The organism is Pseudaquidulcibacter saccharophilus (genome assembly GCF_019455445.1).
Lineage (GTDB): Bacteria > Pseudomonadota > Alphaproteobacteria > Caulobacterales > Aquidulcibacteraceae > Pseudaquidulcibacter > Pseudaquidulcibacter saccharophilus.
Window position 1 is genome coordinate 429,790 of sequence record NZ_JAHWUS010000002.1, and the last position, 20,158, is coordinate 449,947.

22 protein-coding genes are annotated in these 20,158 nt (G+C 39.1%); 7 read left to right on the top strand and 15 right to left on the bottom strand.

Annotation, left to right across the window (positions count from 1 at the left end):
* Positions 1-6 precede the first annotated feature (6 nt).
* From plsY to rnr, 4 genes are all read left to right on the top strand, one after another.
* Positions 7-609 (top strand): glycerol-3-phosphate 1-O-acyltransferase PlsY, encoded by a 603-nt coding sequence (plsY, locus tag KXV15_RS07800; RefSeq protein ID WP_240007608.1) that lies wholly within the window; start codon positions 7-9, stop codon positions 607-609.
* A complete protein-coding gene (dprA, locus tag KXV15_RS07805) occupies positions 610-1,692 on the top strand; it encodes a DNA-processing protein DprA (protein WP_240007609.1) in 1,083 nt (360 codons plus the stop codon).
* A gap of 74 nt (positions 1,693-1,766) precedes the next feature.
* On the top strand, positions 1,767-4,394 hold the full coding sequence (gene topA, locus KXV15_RS07810; RefSeq protein ID WP_240007610.1) for a type I DNA topoisomerase: 2,628 nt from the start codon (positions 1,767-1,769) through the stop codon (positions 4,392-4,394).
* Positions 4,391-6,673 carry a ribonuclease R gene (rnr, locus tag KXV15_RS07815; RefSeq protein WP_240007611.1) on the top strand — a complete coding sequence of 761 codons (2,283 nt, stop codon included), beginning with the start codon at positions 4,391-4,393 and terminating at the stop codon, positions 6,671-6,673. The genes topA and rnr overlap by 4 nt, the downstream gene beginning before the upstream one ends.
* On the opposite strand, the gene tatC is transcribed toward rnr, so the two are convergent.
* The 8 genes from tatC to KXV15_RS07855 form a co-directional block, all read right to left on the bottom strand.
* Positions 6,674-7,546 carry a twin-arginine translocase subunit TatC gene (gene tatC / locus KXV15_RS07820; protein WP_240007612.1) on the bottom strand — a complete coding sequence of 291 codons (873 nt, stop codon included), beginning with the start codon at positions 7,544-7,546 and terminating at the stop codon, positions 6,674-6,676.
* The gene (gene tatB, locus KXV15_RS07825; protein WP_240007613.1) at positions 7,530-8,018 is read right to left on the bottom strand and encodes a Sec-independent protein translocase protein TatB; all 489 of its coding nucleotides are present in this window, start codon (positions 8,016-8,018) and stop codon (positions 7,530-7,532) included. Before tatB ends, tatC begins: the two co-directional genes overlap by 17 nt.
* 33 nt (positions 8,019-8,051) lie before the next feature.
* Complete coding sequence (locus KXV15_RS07830) at positions 8,052-8,279, bottom strand: twin-arginine translocase TatA/TatE family subunit (protein WP_240007614.1); 228 nt, start codon at positions 8,277-8,279, stop codon at positions 8,052-8,054.
* A 109-nt stretch (positions 8,280-8,388) separates the two neighbouring features.
* On the bottom strand, positions 8,389-9,147 hold the full coding sequence (gene scpB, locus KXV15_RS07835) for an SMC-Scp complex subunit ScpB (protein WP_240007615.1): 759 nt from the start codon (positions 9,145-9,147) through the stop codon (positions 8,389-8,391).
* Positions 9,140-9,952 (bottom strand): segregation and condensation protein A, encoded by an 813-nt coding sequence (locus KXV15_RS07840; protein ID WP_240007616.1) that lies wholly within the window; start codon positions 9,950-9,952, stop codon positions 9,140-9,142. Before KXV15_RS07840 ends, scpB begins: the two co-directional genes overlap by 8 nt.
* 19 nt (positions 9,953-9,971) lie before the next feature.
* Positions 9,972-11,021, bottom strand: a complete 1,050-nt coding sequence (gene nagZ / locus KXV15_RS07845; protein WP_240007617.1) for a beta-N-acetylhexosaminidase — start codon at positions 11,019-11,021, stop codon at positions 9,972-9,974.
* Between the two features lie 84 nt (positions 11,022-11,105).
* Positions 11,106-11,915, bottom strand: coding sequence for an SPOR domain-containing protein (locus tag KXV15_RS07850; RefSeq protein ID WP_240007618.1), 810 nt, complete (start codon positions 11,913-11,915; stop codon positions 11,106-11,108).
* A 37-nt stretch (positions 11,916-11,952) separates the two neighbouring features.
* Positions 11,953-13,140 (bottom strand): deoxyguanosinetriphosphate triphosphohydrolase, encoded by a 1,188-nt coding sequence (locus KXV15_RS07855; protein WP_240007619.1) that lies wholly within the window; start codon positions 13,138-13,140, stop codon positions 11,953-11,955.
* Positions 13,141-13,264: 124 nt separating this feature from the next.
* Between KXV15_RS07855 and KXV15_RS07860 the strand changes: the two genes are divergently transcribed.
* Together KXV15_RS07860 and xth are read left to right on the top strand one after the other, a co-directional pair.
* Complete coding sequence (locus KXV15_RS07860; protein WP_240007620.1) at positions 13,265-13,612, top strand: HesB/IscA family protein; 348 nt, start codon at positions 13,265-13,267, stop codon at positions 13,610-13,612.
* A 7-nt stretch (positions 13,613-13,619) separates the two neighbouring features.
* Positions 13,620-14,423, top strand: coding sequence for an exodeoxyribonuclease III (gene xth, locus KXV15_RS07865; RefSeq protein WP_240007621.1), 804 nt, complete (start codon positions 13,620-13,622; stop codon positions 14,421-14,423).
* A gap of 5 nt (positions 14,424-14,428) precedes the next feature.
* Here the strand turns inward: xth and KXV15_RS07870 are convergent, their stop codons facing one another.
* Positions 14,429-15,322, bottom strand: a complete 894-nt coding sequence (locus KXV15_RS07870; RefSeq protein ID WP_240007622.1) for a hypothetical protein — start codon at positions 15,320-15,322, stop codon at positions 14,429-14,431.
* A gap of 68 nt (positions 15,323-15,390) precedes the next feature.
* Here KXV15_RS07870 and trmFO point away from each other — a divergent pair, with 68 nt between their 5' ends.
* Positions 15,391-16,761: a methylenetetrahydrofolate--tRNA-(uracil(54)-C(5))-methyltransferase (FADH(2)-oxidizing) TrmFO gene (gene trmFO / locus KXV15_RS07875; RefSeq protein WP_240007623.1), complete on the top strand. Its 1,371-nt coding sequence runs from the start codon at positions 15,391-15,393 to the stop codon at positions 16,759-16,761.
* Position 16,762: 1 nt separating this feature from the next.
* Here trmFO and KXV15_RS07880 read toward each other — a convergent pair whose 3' ends face one another.
* From KXV15_RS07880 to dapA, 6 genes are all read right to left on the bottom strand, one after another.
* Positions 16,763-17,467, bottom strand: a complete 705-nt coding sequence (locus KXV15_RS07880; protein ID WP_240007624.1) for a hypothetical protein — start codon at positions 17,465-17,467, stop codon at positions 16,763-16,765.
* 303 nt (positions 17,468-17,770) lie between these two features.
* On the bottom strand, positions 17,771-18,031 hold the full coding sequence (locus KXV15_RS07885; protein ID WP_240007625.1) for a hypothetical protein: 261 nt from the start codon (positions 18,029-18,031) through the stop codon (positions 17,771-17,773).
* Positions 18,032-18,098: 67 nt separating this feature from the next.
* Positions 18,099-18,350 (bottom strand): hypothetical protein, encoded by a 252-nt coding sequence (locus KXV15_RS07890; protein ID WP_240007626.1) that lies wholly within the window; start codon positions 18,348-18,350, stop codon positions 18,099-18,101.
* A gap of 144 nt (positions 18,351-18,494) precedes the next feature.
* The gene (locus KXV15_RS07895) at positions 18,495-18,713 is read right to left on the bottom strand and encodes a hypothetical protein (RefSeq protein ID WP_240007627.1); all 219 of its coding nucleotides are present in this window, start codon (positions 18,711-18,713) and stop codon (positions 18,495-18,497) included.
* A gap of 10 nt (positions 18,714-18,723) precedes the next feature.
* On the bottom strand, positions 18,724-19,218 hold the full coding sequence (smpB, locus tag KXV15_RS07900; protein WP_420830573.1) for an SsrA-binding protein SmpB: 495 nt from the start codon (positions 19,216-19,218) through the stop codon (positions 18,724-18,726).
* Positions 19,218-20,108: a 4-hydroxy-tetrahydrodipicolinate synthase gene (dapA, locus tag KXV15_RS07905; protein WP_240007628.1), complete on the bottom strand. Its 891-nt coding sequence runs from the start codon at positions 20,106-20,108 to the stop codon at positions 19,218-19,220. Before dapA ends, smpB begins: the two co-directional genes overlap by 1 nt.
* Between the last annotated feature and the right edge of the window lie 50 nt (positions 20,109-20,158).

A 20,158-nucleotide genomic window follows, 5' to 3' on the forward strand; every position in this document is an offset into this window, starting at 1 on the left:
GGGAATATGGATTTAATTAACATAATTATTGCTGTTATTGTCGGCTATCTTGTTGGTTCAATACCTTTTGGTTTGGTAATTACCAAAATGGCAGGACTTGGCGACATTCGTACTGTTGGTTCAGGTAATATCGGTGCGACCAATGTTTTGCGAACTGGCCGTAAGGATTTGGCGCTTGCAACACTTTTACTTGATGCAGGTAAGGCAGGTATCGTGGCCCTTGTTTTTGGTAAAGTTTTTAATCAAGATGTTGGCTTGATTGCTGGCGCGGCCGCCTTTTTTGGTCATTGTTTTCCCGTTTGGTTAGGATTTAAAGGCGGAAAAGGTGTTGCAACCTTCTTTGGGACGCTTTTATGTGGCGCACCAGCTGTTGGGGTTTTGGCTGGGTTAATTTGGCTCGCTTTTGCATTTACATTTCGTTTTTCATCTTTATCTGCATTAGCAGCAGCACTTCTAGCACCTTTATTTGCATCACTTTTTCATTTCCATCCGATTGGTATTGGCGCAATTTGTTTTATGTCGGCAATTATTTATATTCGCCATATCGAAAATATAAAACGCCTTATAAAAGGTGAAGAGCCAAAAATTGGAAATAAAAAGGATAAATAATTGGCCTCAAATAGTCTATTAAATTGGTTGCGCCTTGCCAGAACAGATGGCATTGGGCCAGTCACATTTTTTGGGCTCTTAACCAAATATTTAACCCCCGAAAACGCACTTAAAGCTGTTGCTAAAATAACCACCCAAAACGGAGATATAAAATATAAAATCCCTCCGATCGACGATATTAAAAATGAAATAGAACAGACGGAAAAATACGGTGGTAAATTTATAACCGCAGATGATAAAATTTTCCCGAAAGGTTTAGGTGCATTAACACCGCCGCCACCGATTATAACGGTACTTGGTAATTTATCACTACTTAATAAACCAATGCTTGCAATGGTTGGTGCAAGAAATGCGTCTATGGCGGGTATGAAAATGGCGCAAAATTTGGCGCGAAATCTTGGCAATGCTGGCTATGTTATTGTTTCTGGCCTTGCGCGTGGCATTGATGGTGCTGCACATATGGCGGCACTGGAAACCGGAACAATTGCTGTTGTTGCTGGCGGTATAGACCATATTTATCCCCCAGAACATGATGGTCTTTATCATAAAATCGCAGAATCTGGCGTAATAATTTCTGAAAATCCTTTTGGTGCAAAGGTTTTTGCGCGTGATTTTCCGCGGAGAAATCGTATTATCTCTGCACTTAGCCTTGGGACAATTGTGGTTGAGGCAGAGGAAAAATCAGGCTCTTTAATTACTGCACGTTTTGCTAATGAACAGGGGCGTGAAGTTATGGCTGTTCCTGGTTCTCCACTTGATCCACGTGCCGCAGGACCAAATAATCTTATAAAACAGGGCGCAAGCCTTGTGACATCACATCAAGACGTTCTTGATAATATCTCAAGCCAATTTAAGTTATCGGCAATTGATGAATATGAATATCAAGGCAATAAAGAGTATAATTCTGATGACGCCTTGAAACAAAAAATTGAAGAACTTTTGTCACCTGTGCCAATATCGCTTGATGAAATTTGCCGTTATAGCGGTTATTCATGGCGCATAATTGCGGCAATAATTATAGAGCTTGAACTCGAAGGAAAAGCATTTTTGAGAAGTGGCAATATGGTTTCAAACACACCATAAACTAAGGCTTGTGCTTGACAAAACCCGTAAACTAAGTGCAAGGCTTAGAATGAAACAAGAACAATTTGGTAGATATGCAGTTAGTAATCGTTGAATCCCCCGCAAAAGCAAAAACAATCAATAAATATATTGGCTCTGACTATGATGTAATCGCCAGTTTTGGTCACGTACGCGATCTGCCTTCAAAAGATGGTTCAGTTGACCCGGAACATGATTTTGCAATGCATTTTGAGGCTGATGCACGTGGCAAAGAGCGTATTAAAGAAATCACTGAGAAAGTTAAAAAAGCCTCTGCCGTAATTCTTGCAACCGACCCTGATAGAGAGGGTGAAGCAATTTCTTGGCATATTGCGGAAATCCTAAAACAGAAAAAACTATTAGGAAAAGTTCCACTTTCACGAGTTACATTTAACGCAATTACTAAACAAGCTGTTTTAGAAGCGATGCGTAACCCACGCGAAATTAATCAAGAATTAGTTGACGCGTATTTGGCACGCCGTGCATTAGATTATCTTGTTGGTTTTGAATTATCGCCAGTTTTGTGGCGTAAACTTCCTGGCGCTCGTTCAGCTGGACGTGTACAATCGGCTGCATTGCGACTTGTTGTAGAACGTGAACAAGAAATTGAAGCATTTATCAGCGAAGAATATTGGTCGATCACAGCAAGTGGAAAAACCAATAGTTCTGCCCACTTCCCGCTTCGATTAATCGCGCTTAATGGCAAAAAATTAGATAAAAAAGATATTAAGAATGAGGTTAGCGCTAATGCTGCCGTTGCTCAAATTGCGGCCTCTTCTTATGTAATTTCATCAGTTGATGCCAAGCCACATAAACGCCACCCACAACCACCTTTTACCACATCAACATTGCAACAAGAAGCCGCCCGTAAGCTTGGTTTCTCTGCAAAACGGACAATGGATGTTGCGCAACGTCTCTATGAAGGCGTTGATATTGGTGGTGAAACTGTTGGTCTTATCACTTATATGCGTACTGACGGCGTATCGATGGAAAATGAAGCGATAGTTGCAGCACGTGCAGTTATTGGCCGTGAATATGGCGATAGCTTCGTTCCAAAAGCGCCACGTCAATATGATGTTAAAGCCAAAAATGCACAAGAAGCGCACGAGGCAATCCGTCCAACTGATATGGGGAGATTGCCAAAAAATCTTCGATTAAATGAGGATATGGCAAAGCTTTACGATTTGATTTGGAAGCGTGCTGTTGCCTCACAAATGGAAAGTGCATTGGTTGAACGCACTACAATAGATCTCGAAGCAACGGATAAAAAATCTACGTTGCGCGCTACTGGCCAAGTAATTTTGTTTGAGGGCTTTCTAAAACTTTATCAAGAAGGTAAAGATGATAGCGATGATGAGGAAAATGCGCGCCTTCCAAAAGTAAATGTTGGTGAAACTGCAAATGTTTCAGATATTAAACCATTGCAACATTTTACCGAACCGCCGCCGCGCTATTCAGAAGCTACATTAGTTAAAAAGATGGAAGAAATCGGTATTGGTCGGCCATCTACATATGCCTCAACAATTTCTGTGCTTCAGGACCGTGAATATATTCGTCTTGAAAAGAACCGGTTCCATCCAGAGGTTAAGGGGCGTTTGGTTACCGCATTTCTTGAAAGCTTCTTTAACAAATATGTTCAATATGATTTTACCGCAGGCCTAGAAGAGCAGCTTGACTTAGTCTCAAATGGTGAGCTTGAATATAAAAAACTATTGCATGATTTTTATGATGATTTCCACAAAGGCATCACTGATATGGCCGATGTGCGAATTACCCAAGTTATTGATTCACTTAATGAACGACTTGGTTCATATTTATTCCCGGTTGATGAAAATGGAAACCAAAGTCGCGTCTGTCCAACCTGTGGAACCGGTGAATTATCATTAAAAGTAAGTCGTTATGGTGCGTTTACTGGTTGCTCTAACTATCCTGAATGTAAATACACCCGCCAATTAGGTGTTTCTGATAGCGATGCCAAAGATGCATTGGCAACAAATAATGATGAAGCACTTGGGGTTGATGATAAAACTGGATTAAATGTTTATCTTCGTAATGGCCGTTTTGGACCATATGTTCAATTAGGTGAGGATCCGGAAAAGGGCTCAAAAGACAAACCAAAGCGTTCAACAATACCGCGTGGTTTTAATCGTGACGTTACATTTGATGTTGCTATGGAGCTACTATCATTGCCACGTGTTATTGGAACCCATCCAGACGATGGGAAAGAAATTGTTTCCAATTTTGGTCGTTTTGGTCCTTATATCCTTCATGATGGTACATTTGCCAATCTAAAAGATGCTAATGAAGTATTTGAAGTCGGTTTAAACCGCGCTGTTACATTGCTTGCTGAAAAGCGCGCTGGTGGTGGACGTGGTGGGCGAGCAGCACCTGCGGCATTGAAAGAATTAGGCAAGAATGGTGATGCTGAAATTAAACTTATGAGTGGTCGTTATGGTAATTACGTTACTGATGGGACGACTAATGCGACTTTGCCAAAAGATATTGCCGCAGATGACTTAACTTTAGAAATAGCTATTGGCTTGATTGAGGCGCGCGCCGCACTTGGTCCTGCGAAGAAAAAAACAACCCGCAAAACAGCCGCAAAGAAAGCAACTACAAAAAAGCCAGCTACAAAAAAGGCAACGGCAACAAAAGCAACTAAAACAAAGGCAAAAGCATCTTGATTAAGAAAATAAAACGTAACAAGCCCAGCCCAATAATATTTGATAAGGCATCATTGTTGCGTTTTATCGAAAGCCAAAACGGGCAAATAACTAAGCGTGAAATTGCGAAACATTTTGGTATTAAAGGTGACGAACGACGTGTCTTAAATCAATATCTTAGGGAACTTTCTACCGAAGGAACGGTTGATGTTCATCGTCGTCGTGAAATAAAAACCCATTCAACACCACCTAAAACAGGGATATTTCAAGCTGTTGAAATTGATGACATGGGGGATGTTTGGGCGCGTGTTGTTGATGAAGATGGTGTTGCAGGCGCAAAGATTATTATTCAAACCCATTTTCAAGCTGATAAAAATCTTAATGTTGGTATAGGCGAACGTTTTGTTGGCTTAACAAGTCGAAATGAAAAAGAGAATATCTGGCAAGTTAAAATTGTTAAAAAACTTGGGCTGGTTATTGAGAAAATATACGGGGTTTTATCGTTACATAGTCCGCAAAGTGGTGGACGCATAATACCAGCAGATAAAAAGCAAAAAAATGAATTATTAGTTTTGCCGGAGCATGTTGGCGATGCAAAAGATGGTGATTTAGTTGCGGTAAGATTATTGCCAAACCGTGGGTATGGACCAAGAAAATGTGAAATTGTTGAAGTTTTGGGGAATAATAATGACCCTAAATCGGCTTCAATTCTTGCCATTGCGGCCCATTCCATTCCAATCGGGTTTACGCCGGAAGAAGAAGCACAGGCAGAAGCAGCAAAGCCATGCACTCTTGAATATAGAACTGATTTACGCCACCTTCCCCTTGTAACTATTGACCCCGATGATGCACGCGATCATGATGATGCGGTTTATGCAGAAAAGACAGAAAAGGGATTTAATGTCTGGGTCGCAATCGCCGATGTTGCCCATTATGTAACAACAAATTCACCACTAGATATTGGCTCGCAAAAACGCGGTAATTCGGTTTATTTTCCAGATCGTGTTGTACCTATGCTTCCTTTTAAATTGTCTGCGGATTTATGTTCATTGCGAGAACATGAAGAACGGGCCTGTCTTGCAGTCAAAATGAATATTGACAACGATGGTGATTTAAAAGGATTTGAATTCTTTCGTGGGTTGATGAAGTCTGTTGCTCGCCTGACTTATACACAAGCACAATTGGCAATTGATGGTATGCCAGACGATAAAACAGCCCCAATTCTTGAAACCGTACTAAAGCCGCTTTGGGAGGCATATGAAGCGCGAAAAATTGAACGTGCAGAGCGTGAACCGCTTGAAATTGCATCATCTGAACGTCGAATAATACTTTCACCAGAAGGCAAAGTTGAAAGCATTACACAAAAAGAACGATTTGATGCCCACCGACTAATTGAAGAATTTATGATCCTTGCAAATGTTTGCGCGGCGACCGCACTTGAAAATAAAAAGGCACAATTGATATATCGTGTTCACGATATGCCAAGTGATGCAAAAGTTGCTGCGCTCGCTGACTTTTTGGCGACGCTTAACATTAAGTGGGCTAAAGGGGTTGCAGTTACACCTAAACGATTCAACAAAGTGCTTGAAGCACAAAAAGATGGCGAAAATTTCCAAACTATAAATGAAATCATCTTACGAACTCAGGCACAAGCGGTTTATGATACGCAAAACCTTGGTCACTTTGGTTTGCAACTCGAACGTTACGCGCATTTTACAAGCCCAATTAGAAGATATGCCGATTTATGTGTTCATCGCAGTTTGATTGATGCACTTGGCCTTGGTGGTTTTGGTTGGGGTGAAAAGCCACCAACGGGTGAAACATTAAAACGCATTGCCCAGGAAATTTCTGATTGCGAACGTCGCGCAATGGCAGCAGAACGTGACGCAACGGATCGTTATTTGGCTGCATATTTATCTGAACGAATTGGTGCGGTATTTGATGGTAGAATAACTTCTGTAACTGGTTTTGGTGTTTTTGTAAGACTTGATGAAACCATGGGTGATGGTCTTGTACCAGTTTCAAAACTTGGTGACGAATATTTCGTTTATGATGAGGCTGCTCATAGCTTAATTGGACAATTTTCAGGTGACCGTTGGGAATTGGGAATGAAAGTAAAAGTGCGGTTGTTAGAGGCCACACCTGTTTCCGGTGGCTTAATGTTTGAGGTTGTTTCTGAACCTAAAAAAGGACCACCACCTAAATCAACACGTCAAAAGCTTGGCGGCCGCGCACGATTAGGTGATAGACGATCAACCCCAAAAGGTATAAAAAGAAAAATAGGTAAAAAACGCAGATAATTAGTAGGTTGGTTCTTCTTGTTCGCGCTTTTTCTCAACTAGTTTCACCAAATACGCACCACCATAATATAATATAAGAAGCGGCAACGACAATAATAATTGAGAGACAACATCTGGTGGGGTGATAAAGGCCGCGATTGTTATAATTGCTAATACAGCGTAGCGCCCATTTTTAAGCCAAAATTCAGATGAAACCAAATCGGCTTTTCCTAAAATAAGCTGTATAACGGGGATTTGAAAACAAACACCAAAACCAATAACCAAAGTGGTTATCATATGAATATAGTCAGCCACCTTACCTTGATAGGTAACCTTTACGCCGCCTACTGAATTTGAAATTTCTTGTCGCAATGAAAAATTCATTACCATTGGCATCGCAATATAATATGCCATTGCCGCACCAGCAACAAAAAGCGCCGGTGCCATAATCATAAATGGTATGAAGGCCTTTTTTTCATTAGTATAAAGACCTGGCGCAACAAAGCGATATAATTGCCATGCAACAATAGGAAATGCTATACAAATACCGCCAAACAGTGCGACATCAAGCTGTGAGAAGACGGTTTCCATTGGCGCTGTATAAATTAAGCCAAGCCCATCTTTTAAGGCATTTGCGCCTTTTAATGCAATTGCCGCTTCTTTGTATGGCTGGATTAAAAATTCCAAAATTGGACGCCAAAAAACAAAACAAACCGCAAAACCAACAAATATAGCCAAAATTGAAATGAAAAGACGATTCCTCAACTCTTCAAGGTGACTAAGAAGAGGTGCAGATGAGGCTTCTATACTTTCCTCGTCTTTTGCTCTTTGTTCATCAACAGTATCAGTAATCGTGGATGGTAGTTGTACTTCATCATCAGGAAGATTTGTCATCTGCAACCACCATTTTTTCGGTTTCTTTTATAGGCTCTTCTGGAAGTTTAATATTATCAATTACCGCTGTATTAGAAACATTTTCAACAGCAGCTTTTTCATTGTCTAAAATTGCCTGATTATGTGACGCGATATATTCATCACTGATATGTTCCAAAGCAGGATCAGGTTTTTCATCGGGTTTTGAATTATAGACGTCCCTACCCATATCAATTGCGCTGTTGAACTCATCTCTAATTTGATTGATAGGGTTCACCTTACGCAATTCATCAAGTTCTTTGCGCAACTCTGCAATTTCTGAATGTCGTGCGATATCTTCAAAGTTATTTTTGAACTCATCCGCCATAAGGCGCATTTTTCGTGTAAATTGGCCCAGTGATTTCAATAATTTAGGCAAGTCTTTAGGGCCGACGACCAACAAGGCAACAACGGCAATAACCATCCATTCGCCGAAACCGACACCATCAAACATCCGAACGCCTTTTACACATCAGTTCAAAGGAAATTATGAATTTGTTGTTTCTTTGTTTACAACAGTCGCGTCAATGGTTTTGGCTTCCTCAACACGTTTTGCTTCATCGGTTTTAACATCTTCATCTTGAAGACCTTTTTTAAAACCTTTGATACCTTGTGCCAAATCAGTCATTATGCCTGATAATTTGCCTCTTCCGCCAAAAAATACCAGAACAACCAGCAAAATCAGCAATATATTGGTTAAACCGGGTGCGTGCATCGTTTTCTCCGCCATTAATAATCTATTCTTATAAGATAATTAGTTGCTATGCCAATTACAAGCAAAACAAACTGTAAGACCTGCGGTATGATGTTAAATATAAGTAATTTTATTCAGTTTCTGTAAAAAAATCAGTCACAAAATCAGCCTCATTGCCTGTTTCTTCAAACTCTAAATCATTATTTGGGACAGAAAAAGGTTTTGGTATTTCAAAGTCTTTTGGCAAATTCGCACTTAATAATCCTTGCGCTTGAAGTTCTGCCTTGCCCGGTAAATCATCAAGACCTGAAAGATTAAAGTGTGATAAAAACTGTTCAGTCGTTTTATAGGTCATTGGTTTGCCAACAGTGCGTCTCCTTGCACCATATTTGACCCATTTTAATTCCATTAAAAAATCAATCGTTCCTTTTCCAACCGTAACACCACGTATCTCTTCGATTTCAGCGCGCGTGCATGGTTGATGGTATGCTATTATTGCAAGTGTTTCCATTGCGGCATTTGATAATTTTTTTGGTTCTTCGCGGTGTTTATTCAATAATAAAGCCAAGTCAGGCGATGTTTGAAATCGCCATCCGCCACCTACTTCGACTAAGGTAACGCCCCTACCTTTATAATGACGCTTCAGGCGGGCAAGTGCATTCCCAACCCCCTCTTCTGCCCCAATATATTCTGCAATTTCTGACGGTTTTAAAGGTTCGGAACTAGCGAACAAAATCGCTTCTACTGCACGCTCAAGATCATCAATGTCTTGCGAAAGTATATCAGCGCTATCGGCAAGGTCATATTCCGGTTTTATGGTTTGATATTTAGTTTGTGCAATTTTTTTTACTGCATCATAAATTTCTTGTTCGGTATCATCATCACTCATGGCTTTTTTGCCTTTTGTTTTGAATATAAACTTCGTCAAAGTTTGCAAGCTGCCGGATATTCAAATCGCCACCTTTTACCATTTCTAAACTAGCTGAAAATAAACCCGCATAATATGAAGATGGCGTTGGTGAATCTGGTGTCGTTTTCATTTCAGTTGGTGCAAATTTACCAAGACTATGCCACGCATTGTCTTGTGGTAATTTTTCACGCAGATTTTTACGTGCTTCTTCAAGACCGTAAACTGGCCAACTCCTAACTTTATGAACACGGGTCTTTTGTTTATTTCGTTGACGACAATATGCCTTTAGCAAATCTAATAAATCGGCATTTTCAATCATCTTTGTAACTGAAACCCCTAATTCCGCTGCACCACGTACGAAAACATCACTTCCCGTTTGTGGCATTTTCATAATTTTACCGCCACTATTGCGCATGGTTTCAAGTCTTTTTAGTCGCCAAGCAAGGTGGGATGACAAAAGTTCGGGTGCGGTTTCTTTATCATCATCACGTTTTTTAGGAAGCAATAAACGTGATTTTAAATATGCTAACCAAGATGCCATAACTAAATAATCGGCGGCAATTTCTATTCTTTCTTTTTTTGCATTGGTGACAAAGTCAAGATATTGGTCAACAAGCTTCAAAATGGATATGCGCGCCAAGTCAACTTTTTGACTGCGGGCAAGTTCCAGTAATAAGTGGAGCGGTCCTTCAAATCCATCGACGTCAATAATCAATGAGACGCCGTCATATTTGTCGGCATCTATTTTTACTTCATTAACTTCGAATGTTTCAGGCGACGACAAATATACCTCTTAAATGCCATTAAACCCTTTCTGTTGGGTCTGGCGCTAAAGAAAGCATTGTACCTTTTTCAATACCTGTCAAGGCAGCAAAGCGCGACCATGCGTCCTCATAATCAAATGTTTTTGGCGCACCCATTACAACTTTTTCCGAATTAATTGCACGCTCCAAAGCTATTCCAGCTAATTCGGGGCAAGCAGAAGTAAATTCAATCCTTTGCTCAAGTGGCGCATTGCAAAGCATTGCAACATCACATCCAGCGTTAATTGCACCTTTGGCCTTTTCTTCTAGGCTACCTTTAAGTGCTTTCATTGATATGTCATCTGTCATTAGAAGACCATTAAAGCCAAATTCTTCGCGAATTAAATTTTTAATAATAGTTGGTGATAAGGTCGCACAATATTCAGTATCAAGGTTTGTATATTTAACATGTGCAGTCATCGCCATTGGTGCATCTTTTAAAGCTTTGAACGGTGCAAAATCTAATTGTAAATCTTGTATGCTTTCTTCAACAACTGGTAATTCATGGTGACTGTCTGCACGTGCGCGACCGTGACCAGGAATGTGTTTTATAACACTTGCAACTTTGCCATCATGCAATCCGTTTATTGCGGCATGCCCTAATTTTGAAATGGTTTCTGGGTTAGCTGAAAAAGCACGATCCCCAATCACAGAGTGCGCACCATTAATTGATAAATCAACACATGGCGCACAATCGGCGTTTATGCCTACTGCACGTAGCTCAGCAGCAATTAGCAAATGATGTAAATATACCGCTTCTAATGCTTTTCCTTCATCTTCAATAAAAAGGCGTCCGTAAATTTCATTAGGCGGAAATTGTGGGAATTGTGGTGGTTTTAAACGCTGTACACGACCACCTTCTTGATCAAGGAATATTAAGCAATCACGGTCAACGCTATTACGTATGTCATCACAAAGTTTGCGAATTTGTTGTGGATTTTGGCAAGAGCGACCAAATAAAATGAAAGCCCAAGGCTGTGCAGATTTAAAAAAATCCGCCTCTTCTTTAGTTAGTTCAGTACCGGCAACATCGATAATTGCAGCTTTCATATTATATATCCATCGTTAAAATTCAAAAAAATGGGGCACCTTAATAAATAAGATGCCCCTTTATAAAACAGATTCTTTCACAAATTAATTAGATGGTATGCAATTTGCACCATTTGCCTTTGCTTTAGAGCAGAATGAAACAACTTGATCACGGCTTTCAAAGCCAGTTGCTTTGATACGATACCAAGTTCCTTTTGCACCCAAATCAGCTTTGACAACACCGACAGCGCCAGTAAGTCCGCCAGAACGGTATTTAGCCAACGCCGCATCAGCCTGTGCTTTGTCTTTGAATGAGCCAAGCTGTGCAGAATAAGAGCCAGAAGATGCCGGCTTGTCTTCTTTCACAGCAGGTTTAGCAGGTGCAGTTGTCGCTTTTTGTGGCGGTGCAACAGAAGGCTTTGATTCAACAGTTGCAGGTTTAGTTGGTGTTGCTGGTTTAACTGCAGTTTTGGTAGCATCTGTTGCAGGACGTGGTGGTACTACAGTAGTTGCGGTTTTCTGTGTTGCGGTTGGTGAAGAAACCGCATTTTGGCTAACAACAGGTTCTTCAGAGGCACCCATTGCTTGTACTTCAAGCGGAGGTGGGGCATTTGCACCAACACCATTAACCGCATCAGCACCATCAATAGCGTTCGCTGATACATCACCTTCAATAGGAGTTTCTTTGAATGATTCTGAATTTGCAGCAACTTGCGGTGTTTGACCATCATTTGATTTGCCGCCTTTGTAGATTGCAAATACGATGGCACCAAAAACCAGAAGCAAAAGAACTATACCGGCAAGAATATATGGTCCACGACCTGCGCCTTCTTTTTCATCACGCGCATCAAAAGTCATAAATCCTTCTTCGTCTTCTTCCTCATAGTCGAAAGGATCTTCATCATATTTTGCCATTTTCGAACTCCGTTATATTTTTGTGGCAGTGCAGCTATTACAATGTTCTGTCAAGGTTAAACAAACGTCTATGCTCATCTATTGCAAAATCATCTGTTAATCCAGAGATATAGTCACATACATGACGCATAAGTTTTGCCTTATCTTCAAGGTCAATATTTTGCCACATTGGTGGCAAAGTATCTGGCTCATTCACGAATACATCAAACAATTCTTTTACGATTCGGCGCGCTTGAGAACGGGCACGATTCACTTTCCAGTGACGATACATTTTAGCAAATAAGAATTTGCGCAATAATGCAGCTTTAACAAGCATATCTTCTGAGAAGCCCACTAATGGAACGCCAATATTACGAACATCATCCGCAGTTTCGGGTGCGTATTTATCAATTCTTTTTTTAGTTTCATTGACAAGGTCATTAACCCATATACCGATTAATCTGCGAATTGCTTCTGCCTTGATGCGATTAGGTGAAACCTTTGGATATTGCTCCATAACTTGGGTAAAGATTTCTCCAACCCATGGAACTTCTGATGAAACATCTTCAACGGTGAAAATTTCTGCGTGCAGACCATCATCAAGGTCATGATTATTGTATGCAATATCGTCTGAAACCGCTGCTACTTGTGCCTCTAACGAAGCAAATGACGTTAGGTTTAAATCAAATCCATTATTAATGCTTTTCCAAACTTCTGGAAGTTTATCAAATTCTGAAATTGATTTAATCAATGGGCCATTATGTTTTACTGTTCCCTCTAGAGTTTCCCAAGTAAGGTTCAAACCATCAAAGTGCGGATAAATCTGCTCCATTTTTGTGACAACGCGAATGGTTTGCGCATTGTGGTCAAATCCACCCCATCCAGTCATTGCCTCATCAAGTACATGCTCACCAGTGTGTCCAAATGGCGGATGCCCCAAATCATGTGATAATGCGCAAGCCTCAGCCAAATCTTCATTAAGCTTTAAACGCCGTGCCACAGAGCGGGCAATTTGTGAAACTTCTAAAGAATGCGTAAGGCGGGTTCTATAAAAATCGCCTTCATGTGCAACAAAAACCTGTGTTTTGCCTTTTAATTTCCTAAAAGAGCTAGAGTGTATAACCCTGTCACGGTCGCGTTCAAAGGGTGTTCGAAACGCGCTTTCGGATTCATTATGCCTTCTACCACGGCTTTGGTTTGGGTTAGATGCATAAGATGCCTGATTGGAAATATCAAATCTGTCCATAAATTTTCTTCTACTACTTTATTTTATTGCAAGAAATAATATATAATGAATTGCAATAGTGTTTAAATGACGAAAATTACTATCATTATATAAATAAAAGCGGTTAACAAAAAGAGAATCAATTATGGCGCAAGCTAATGAAATAGATCAACATCAATTCTTGATTGCCGATAATGCGGCGGCGCGCATACATTCAATGCTAGAAAACGACAAAAAATATGCCTTTAGAATTTCTGTTGAGGGTGGCGGCTGTTCGGGTTTTCAATATGATTTTAGCCTTGCCGAAGCACCAAATGAAGATGATATTGAATTTAAAAATGGCGAGGCCCGTATTTTAATAGATGAAACATCAATTGAATTTTTAGAAGGCGCGCGCCTAGAATGGGTAGAAGATTTGCTTGGCTCTTCTTTTCGGGTTAAGAACCCTAATGCCCGCTCTTCATGTGGATGCGGCATTTCATTTTCTGTTTAGGATTTATATGACACGTATCGCTTGCTTTAATGTTAATTCCGTTAATGCCCGTATTAATAATTTAATTTCATGGCTTGTTAGTGCGTCACCTGATGTTGTGTGTCTTCAAGAATTAAAATGTATGGATGAAAATTTTCCATATGAGCAAATTGAGAATCTTGGATATAACTGCCTTGTTTATGGGCAAAAGTCATATAATGGCGTTGCAATATTATCTAAACATTCAATAGAAATTGAAAACAAAGGTATTCCAAAGTTTGATGATGAGCAAGCAAGGTTTATTGAAGCAATTATAAGTTTGCCAAATAATAAATCTGTTCGTGTAATAAGTGTATATTGTCCCAATGGTAATCCCATAAAGAATGAAAATGACGAACCAAGTGAGAAATTCTTATATAAATTAAAATTTATGGATGCTTTAAATAAGCATGTTAAAGAATTACTCAAATTCGAAGAAAATTTTGTTATTTGTGGTGATTGGAACATTATCCCACGCGAAGAGGATTGCTATGATCCAAAAGCCTGGCTAGGCGATGCATTATTCCGCCCTGAAGCACGCGGCAAATGGCATGAAATGCAAAATATTGGCCTTACAGACGTTTTTATGGCTTTAGATGGTCGTTCACATCAATATACTTTTTGGGATTACCAAGGCGGCGCATGGGCGCGCAATTTTGGTATCCATATAGATACTTTGCTAGCAAGCCCGAATGCAGCAGATTGCTTAAAAGGATATAAAATTTGGCGTGACGAACGTGACCTTCCAAAGGCGTCGGACCACGTTCCTGTTAGCGCAGATTTTGAATTTTAGCTTATTTAAACTTCATTTGTATCTAATTGCATGCCTTCCCGCTTTTTGTGATAGGCATAAGAACCAACGCAAACAAAGGCAAGATTTATAAAACCTGAAAACGTACCCATGCAAAAATAATAAAGAATATAATTAGGGCGAAGGGCCGCAACAAAGCTTTCTGGGAATAAATTTTTGGCATTTTCTGGGTTAAAAGTTGACATCCCAAATATTGCACCGAGCGAACCTTGAATAATTAATGATGCAATCATTGCAAGTATGAACGCCAACACATATGCCCCCATATACGACCAAAATTGCGGTTTGGTTTCTGACATTACTTCTTTTAGTTTAAATCTACCATTTGCGATACTAATAACGCCATATTGCGAAACGGCTACTACAAACCAAATCATGGCAACTGTAACAATTGCCATCACAACCGGGGTTGCATATTCCACTGCAATACCAGCAGCTGCAAGAATACCGCCCAGAAGTCCAGCCGCAAAAAAGCTACCGATATATATTATTGCAACTATAAACATTGCGAATAACAAATTGTTTTCGTCTTTTCCCCATGTAAGACCATAAAAACCAATTTCTTGATTATTAACGGTTTTGCGTAATGCCATGGCCATAACCATTGTGCCAAATGCAATGCTTACAATAAAGGTTATTGCAACAACCACCCAATTAAGTGAGCTAAAAACACTTAAGATGTCTTGTTCAGATGGGGTTGCACTACCCATTGCCGCCATTTTACGTATTATTCCAAAATAACCAGTTGCGGCCAACAAAAGAACTGAAACCACCTGAAATACGCCATAAATCAAGGAATAGCGCAAAACAAATTTAGGATGTAATTTGGTGAATTCAAAAACCGATACCGAAGCTTCGGATGGGGAAAATTTATTAAGCATCAAATATACTTTCTGATTAACTGAATCAATATCTCGCATTTGTAATAAATAATGACTAAATCGGCTCTATGACAAATACAACAGAAATTCACGTTATTGGCGCTGGTTTAGCAGGTTCAGAGGCCACCTGGCAAATTGCAAACCAAGGTTTAAAAGTTACTTTGCATGAAATGCGCCCGAATAAACTTACGGATGCGCATCATACTGGCAATTTTGCGGAAATGGTATGTTCGAACTCATTTCGTTCAGATGATAGCGATTATAATGCCGTTGGTCTTATCCATTATGAAATGAGAAAGTGCAATTCAATAATAATGGCTTGTGCCGATGAGAACAAAGTTCCCGCCGGCTCTGCACTTGCTGTTGACCGCGATGGATTTGCGCAAAGTGTAACCGCACGGCTTAAAGACCATCCAAATGTTACAATTGAATATGGTGAGATTTCTTCAATTGATGAATTTGGTGATAAGCCTGTAATTATTGCTACGGGGCCCCTTACATCTGAAAATCTTGCTAAGTCAATTTTGACGCAAAGCGGCGAAGAAGAGCTATCATTTTTTGATGCAATTGCGCCAATTGTTTACAAAGAAAGTATCAATTTTGAAAAAGCTTGGTACCAGAGCCGCTACGACAAAGTTGGGCCAGATGGCGATGGGGCAGATTATATTAACTTACCGCTTGAAAAAGATGAATATTATGCCTTCATAAATGCGCTTTTAGAGGGCGAAAAAGCAGACATAAAACAATGGGAAGGTACCCCATATTTTGAAGGATGTTTGCCAGTTGAAGTTATGGCAGAACGCGGTGTCGATACGTTGCGGTTTGGCCCGTTAAAACCAGTTGGCCTAATTAACCCACACACTGGCACAAGACCTTATGCGGTTGTGCAGCTACGCCAAGATAATAAAATTGGCACGCTTTATAATATGGTTGGCTTCCAAACCAAGCTTAAACATGGTGCGCAAACTGAAATATTTAAAATGATACCAGGTCTTGAAAATGCACAATTTGCAAGACTTGGCGGCATACATAGAAATACCTTCTTAAATTCTCCTAAAATCTTGGATGAAGAATTAAGAATGAAGTCAAAACCAAATCTTAGGTTCGCTGGTCAAATTACAGGCTGTGAAGGATATGTCGAAAGCGCAGCTATTGGGCTTTTGGCAGGACGTTTTACTGCGGCACAAGTTTTGGATAAAAAATTAAGTGCGCCGCCAATCACAACTGCATTGGGTGCAATTTTAAACCACGTTACAAATGGTCATGTTGAGGGTAAAAAAGGAACATTCCAACCAATGAATGTTAATTTTGGCCTTTTTCCAGAATTAGACCAAGAGGCTATGAACGAAGTTAAAAAGGTAAAAGGCAAAGAAAGAGATAAAGCAAAAAAACTTGAAGTAACAAAACGCGCTAAACGAGATTTGGAAAGCTGGGGGTGAATTAGTTTACATCATCTTGCGCATCTTTAGTAAGTTTTCCAATTCTTACTGTTTTTGTATATTCGTCTTCATTACTTTCTTCGATGGTTCTAATTTGATTGCGAATTTCAATGTTTTTTTGAATTTTATCGTTTTCTGCTTGGATTTTCTGTGCGGTAATTCCGATTTGTGAGTCTTTAGGACTAAAAAAAGCGGCAATTTTTGCGGCAAGACCAATTTTGTTATAATAATTACTAGCTTTATCTATCGCTTTATCCGTTGCGATATCTTGTTGCCTCTGTGACATATCTGGGTCAAAATCAGATAATAGATTAGTTATTTTATCTTTTTCTTCAGCGCTACGTTTATAAAAATCTATACTTGGGTCAATGCCATTAGTTCTAAGAATTCTATCTTTTATTACCTTTATACGTTCCTTAGCATCTTCTTCAGTGATTTTGTTATTACTTAAATCGGTACGAATGTCGTAATAAGCCTTTTTATTGAAGTCCATAAATTTATCGCCACTATCAAATTTAGGTTCTTTTCTTAATTCACTACTAGCATCTTGTAAGGTATCATCACCTTCGCGTGGTGATAATGGGCTTATGATTTTTGTGTCATCTTTATCGAAGTCAAAATGAATCTGATCACGCATATAATATGCGTAACCTCCGCCCGTAATGACAATCAGGAGAATGAATTGCATGAAAGCTTTTACAGACATATCTCCCCCTCTCTACTACAATTATTACAGCGTAAAATAATTAAAGTTTAATTGTTATCATTTATATATCTACTTTTACGCGAAATAATTTAGTGCAATATTTAGAAACCAAGTCCTGGGAATAATTGCTGATTAAGTTCCACCTTAACGTAATAAGCGTACCAGGAACCCAACAATAGTAATAGGATAAATAATTGCACCGCCCCTTTTATAGACATGAAATCCTCCATACCTATGGGTAATTATATTATGAGATGCTTAATTAATGATTATAAATTCCATTAAAATTAATAAATAAAGGCTTTATTCGTTTGTATTATCTTTAATTTTTTGTGAAGCTTCGTCAAACGCTTTAATTACTGCCTCATCACTAATGTCAACCTCATTATTTTGTGCTGCATCGCTTGCAGAATTTTGGGTTGTGTTTTCAGTTTGCGCCTGAGGTTGCGGTTTGGTTAGTGCATCAAAATGGTTTGCAAATTGCACCAGCGTAAAAGCTAAAATTATGCAATCTAATACCAATAAACGCAATTTCCATTTTGATGGAACAAATAAATAAAACATATTGCCCTCTTTGGAATGGCAAAATATCTAATAATGAATAAAATTGGGTTTAATAATCGATAAAATTTTATTTAACTTTATGTGTTATCTTGTCAGAAGGTTCTATATTATCTTTTATAAGAACAACAGAAGATTGTGTGTCAATAAAACCTTTAAGGGCAAAATCTTTGTTTATATTAACTGCAGCATTGAAATTTGCATTGTTAAGCAATGGTGAAATTGCAACTTTTACTCTGTCACCATAGTTAATGAATGAAGTTTTAATATTATTTATTGCGTAGTTAAATGATGTTATATCAGAGCTTAACTGATCACGCATGGTATATGCGTAACTGCCACCAATTGATATAATTACAATTAAAAAATGATTTAGTGACGTAAACTTCATGTTATGCCCAATATAACGTTTCAATTGCAGACAATAATCTGCACAACGTTTAATCAAGCAAAACTAGTGCCAATGTTATATAAATTTAACCGACACGCCGCGTTGACGGAAATATGCCTGCATCAATTTACGCCCTTGGCGGTTGTTTTGTGCAAGTTTAGCAGCCTCAAATTCAGCTTCTTTAATGTTGTTTTCTTTCATAGCTGATTTTAGCTCTGAAATTTTTATATCTAAATCCTGATTATCGTTTTCTAATGCTTGATAAATTGAATCAATGATTGCTTTCAAAGCCATTTTAAATCCCTTAATATATATCTTTTCTTAAAAGACGTCCCTGTTCTACTTTCCATTCACGGTCTTTAGTTGCTTCACGTTTATCGTGAGATTTTTTACCACGTGCAAGAGCCAATTCAAGCTTCGCAAGCCCCTTTTCATTAAAATACATTTTTAATGGTACAAGGGTTCTTCCCTCGCGCTCAATTGCGCCAACTAATTTATTGATTTCTTTTGTTTTTAATAATAATTTACGATGACGTTTTGGTTCGTGATTAAAGCGTGATGCGGGTCCATATTCGGCAATATAAGAATTTATAAGCCATATCCCGCCATTTTCAGCACTAGCGTATGATTCAGCAATATTTGCCTTTCCCATACGAAGCGATTTAACCTCTGTACCAGTTAAAACAATTCCTGCTTCAAATGTGTCTTCAATCAAATAATCAAAACGTGCACGTCGGTTTTCGGCAATATGTTTCCTTGCCGCCATTCGTGCATTAATTTTCTTTTGATCTGCTGACATTAAAGCCCTGCTTTAATCATCGCATCTTTGATGATTTTTTTGCTTTCGTCAGAAATTTCAACTAATGGCAGGCGTACTTCAGGAGAACAAAGACCCATCTCAGCCATAACCCATTTTGTACAAACCAAACCAGGCTCGGTGAAAATCGCCCTTTGTAAAATATCAATTTTGGCATTAAGGGCGCGTGCAGCTGCAAAATTGCCATTTTTAACGAGCGTTTGAAACTCCGCAGCTTCTTTAGGCATAATATTTGATAATACAGAAATTGCACCTTTTGCGCCGTATGCAGCAAAGCCAAGATTATGATTATCGTCACCTGATAAAACCGTAAAACCTTCTTTACACGCGGCATAATTAAGAACTGTGCGTGACGGATCACCGGCGGAATCTTTTAGTGCAACAATATTTTTATGCTTTGCTATTTCACCCAACGTAGCTGGTAATATATCAATACCAGTACGCCCCGGAATATTGTAAACAACAATCGGCAAATCAACAGCATCACAAATTGCATTAAAATGCGCAATAATGCCGCGTTGATTAGGTTTATTATAATATGGCGCGACATGAAGCGCACCATCAGCACCTAGCTTTTTTGCCATTTCAGTATGTTCAATTGCTGCAATTGTATCATTTGAACCACAACCAGCAATAACTGGAACGCGTTTGTTTGAAACTTCGACAGCTAACTCAAAAACACGCCAATGCTCTTTGTCGTTCAAAGTTGCGCTTTCACCTGTTGTCCCAACTGGAACAACACCATTAATGCCCAAGTTTATTTGGCGTTCCAACAAGTCTTGGAAGCACTTTTCGTCTAATTTCCCATTTTTAAATGGTGTAACAAGTGCAGTAATTGCGCCGGAAAATAATGGTGAATCGAGGTTTGTCATTTTTTCTTAAAAGCACTTTAACAGTTAAATGGCAAGAATTTTGTCATTAA

Excerpts from the sequence above, each read along its gene's own strand:
- KXV15_RS07885 (WP_240007625.1), bottom strand. The coding sequence starts at position 18,031 with ATGTTTTATTTATTTGTTCCATCAAAATGGAAATTGCGTTTATTGGTA.
- KXV15_RS07860 (WP_240007620.1), top strand. The coding sequence starts at position 13,265 with ATGGCGCAAGCTAATGAAATAGATCAACATCAATTCTTGATTGCCGAT.
- scpB (WP_240007615.1), bottom strand. The coding sequence starts at position 9,147 with ATGAGTGATGATGATACCGAACAAGAAATTTATGATGCAGTAAAAAAA.
- KXV15_RS07855 (WP_240007619.1), bottom strand. The coding sequence starts at position 13,140 with ATGGACAGATTTGATATTTCCAATCAGGCATCTTATGCATCTAACCCA.
- KXV15_RS07830 (WP_240007614.1), bottom strand. The coding sequence starts at position 8,279 with ATGCACGCACCCGGTTTAACCAATATATTGCTGATTTTGCTGGTTGTT.
- tatC (WP_240007612.1), bottom strand. The coding sequence starts at position 7,546 with ATGACAAATCTTCCTGATGATGAAGTACAACTACCATCCACGATTACT.
- smpB (WP_420830573.1), bottom strand. The coding sequence starts at position 19,218 with ATGTCAGCAGATCAAAAGAAAATTAATGCACGAATGGCGGCAAGGAAA.
- xth (WP_240007621.1), top strand. The coding sequence starts at position 13,620 with ATGACACGTATCGCTTGCTTTAATGTTAATTCCGTTAATGCCCGTATT.
- KXV15_RS07895 (WP_240007627.1), bottom strand. The coding sequence starts at position 18,713 with ATGGCTTTGAAAGCAATCATTGATTCAATTTATCAAGCATTAGAAAAC.
- KXV15_RS07890 (WP_240007626.1), bottom strand. The coding sequence starts at position 18,350 with ATGCGTGATCAGTTAAGCTCTGATATAACATCATTTAACTACGCAATA.
- KXV15_RS07880 (WP_240007624.1), bottom strand. The coding sequence starts at position 17,467 with ATGTCTGTAAAAGCTTTCATGCAATTCATTCTCCTGATTGTCATTACG.
- KXV15_RS07850 (WP_240007618.1), bottom strand. The coding sequence starts at position 11,915 with ATGGCAAAATATGATGAAGATCCTTTCGACTATGAGGAAGAAGACGAA.
- nagZ (WP_240007617.1), bottom strand. The coding sequence starts at position 11,021 with ATGAAAGCTGCAATTATCGATGTTGCCGGTACTGAACTAACTAAAGAA.
- plsY (WP_240007608.1), top strand. The coding sequence starts at position 7 with ATGGATTTAATTAACATAATTATTGCTGTTATTGTCGGCTATCTTGTT.
- KXV15_RS07870 (WP_240007622.1), bottom strand. The coding sequence starts at position 15,322 with ATGCTTAATAAATTTTCCCCATCCGAAGCTTCGGTATCGGTTTTTGAA.
- dapA (WP_240007628.1), bottom strand. The coding sequence starts at position 20,108 with ATGACAAACCTCGATTCACCATTATTTTCCGGCGCAATTACTGCACTT.
- topA (WP_240007610.1), top strand. The coding sequence starts at position 1,767 with ATGCAGTTAGTAATCGTTGAATCCCCCGCAAAAGCAAAAACAATCAAT.
- tatB (WP_240007613.1), bottom strand. The coding sequence starts at position 8,018 with ATGTTTGATGGTGTCGGTTTCGGCGAATGGATGGTTATTGCCGTTGTT.
- trmFO (WP_240007623.1), top strand. The coding sequence starts at position 15,391 with ATGACAAATACAACAGAAATTCACGTTATTGGCGCTGGTTTAGCAGGT.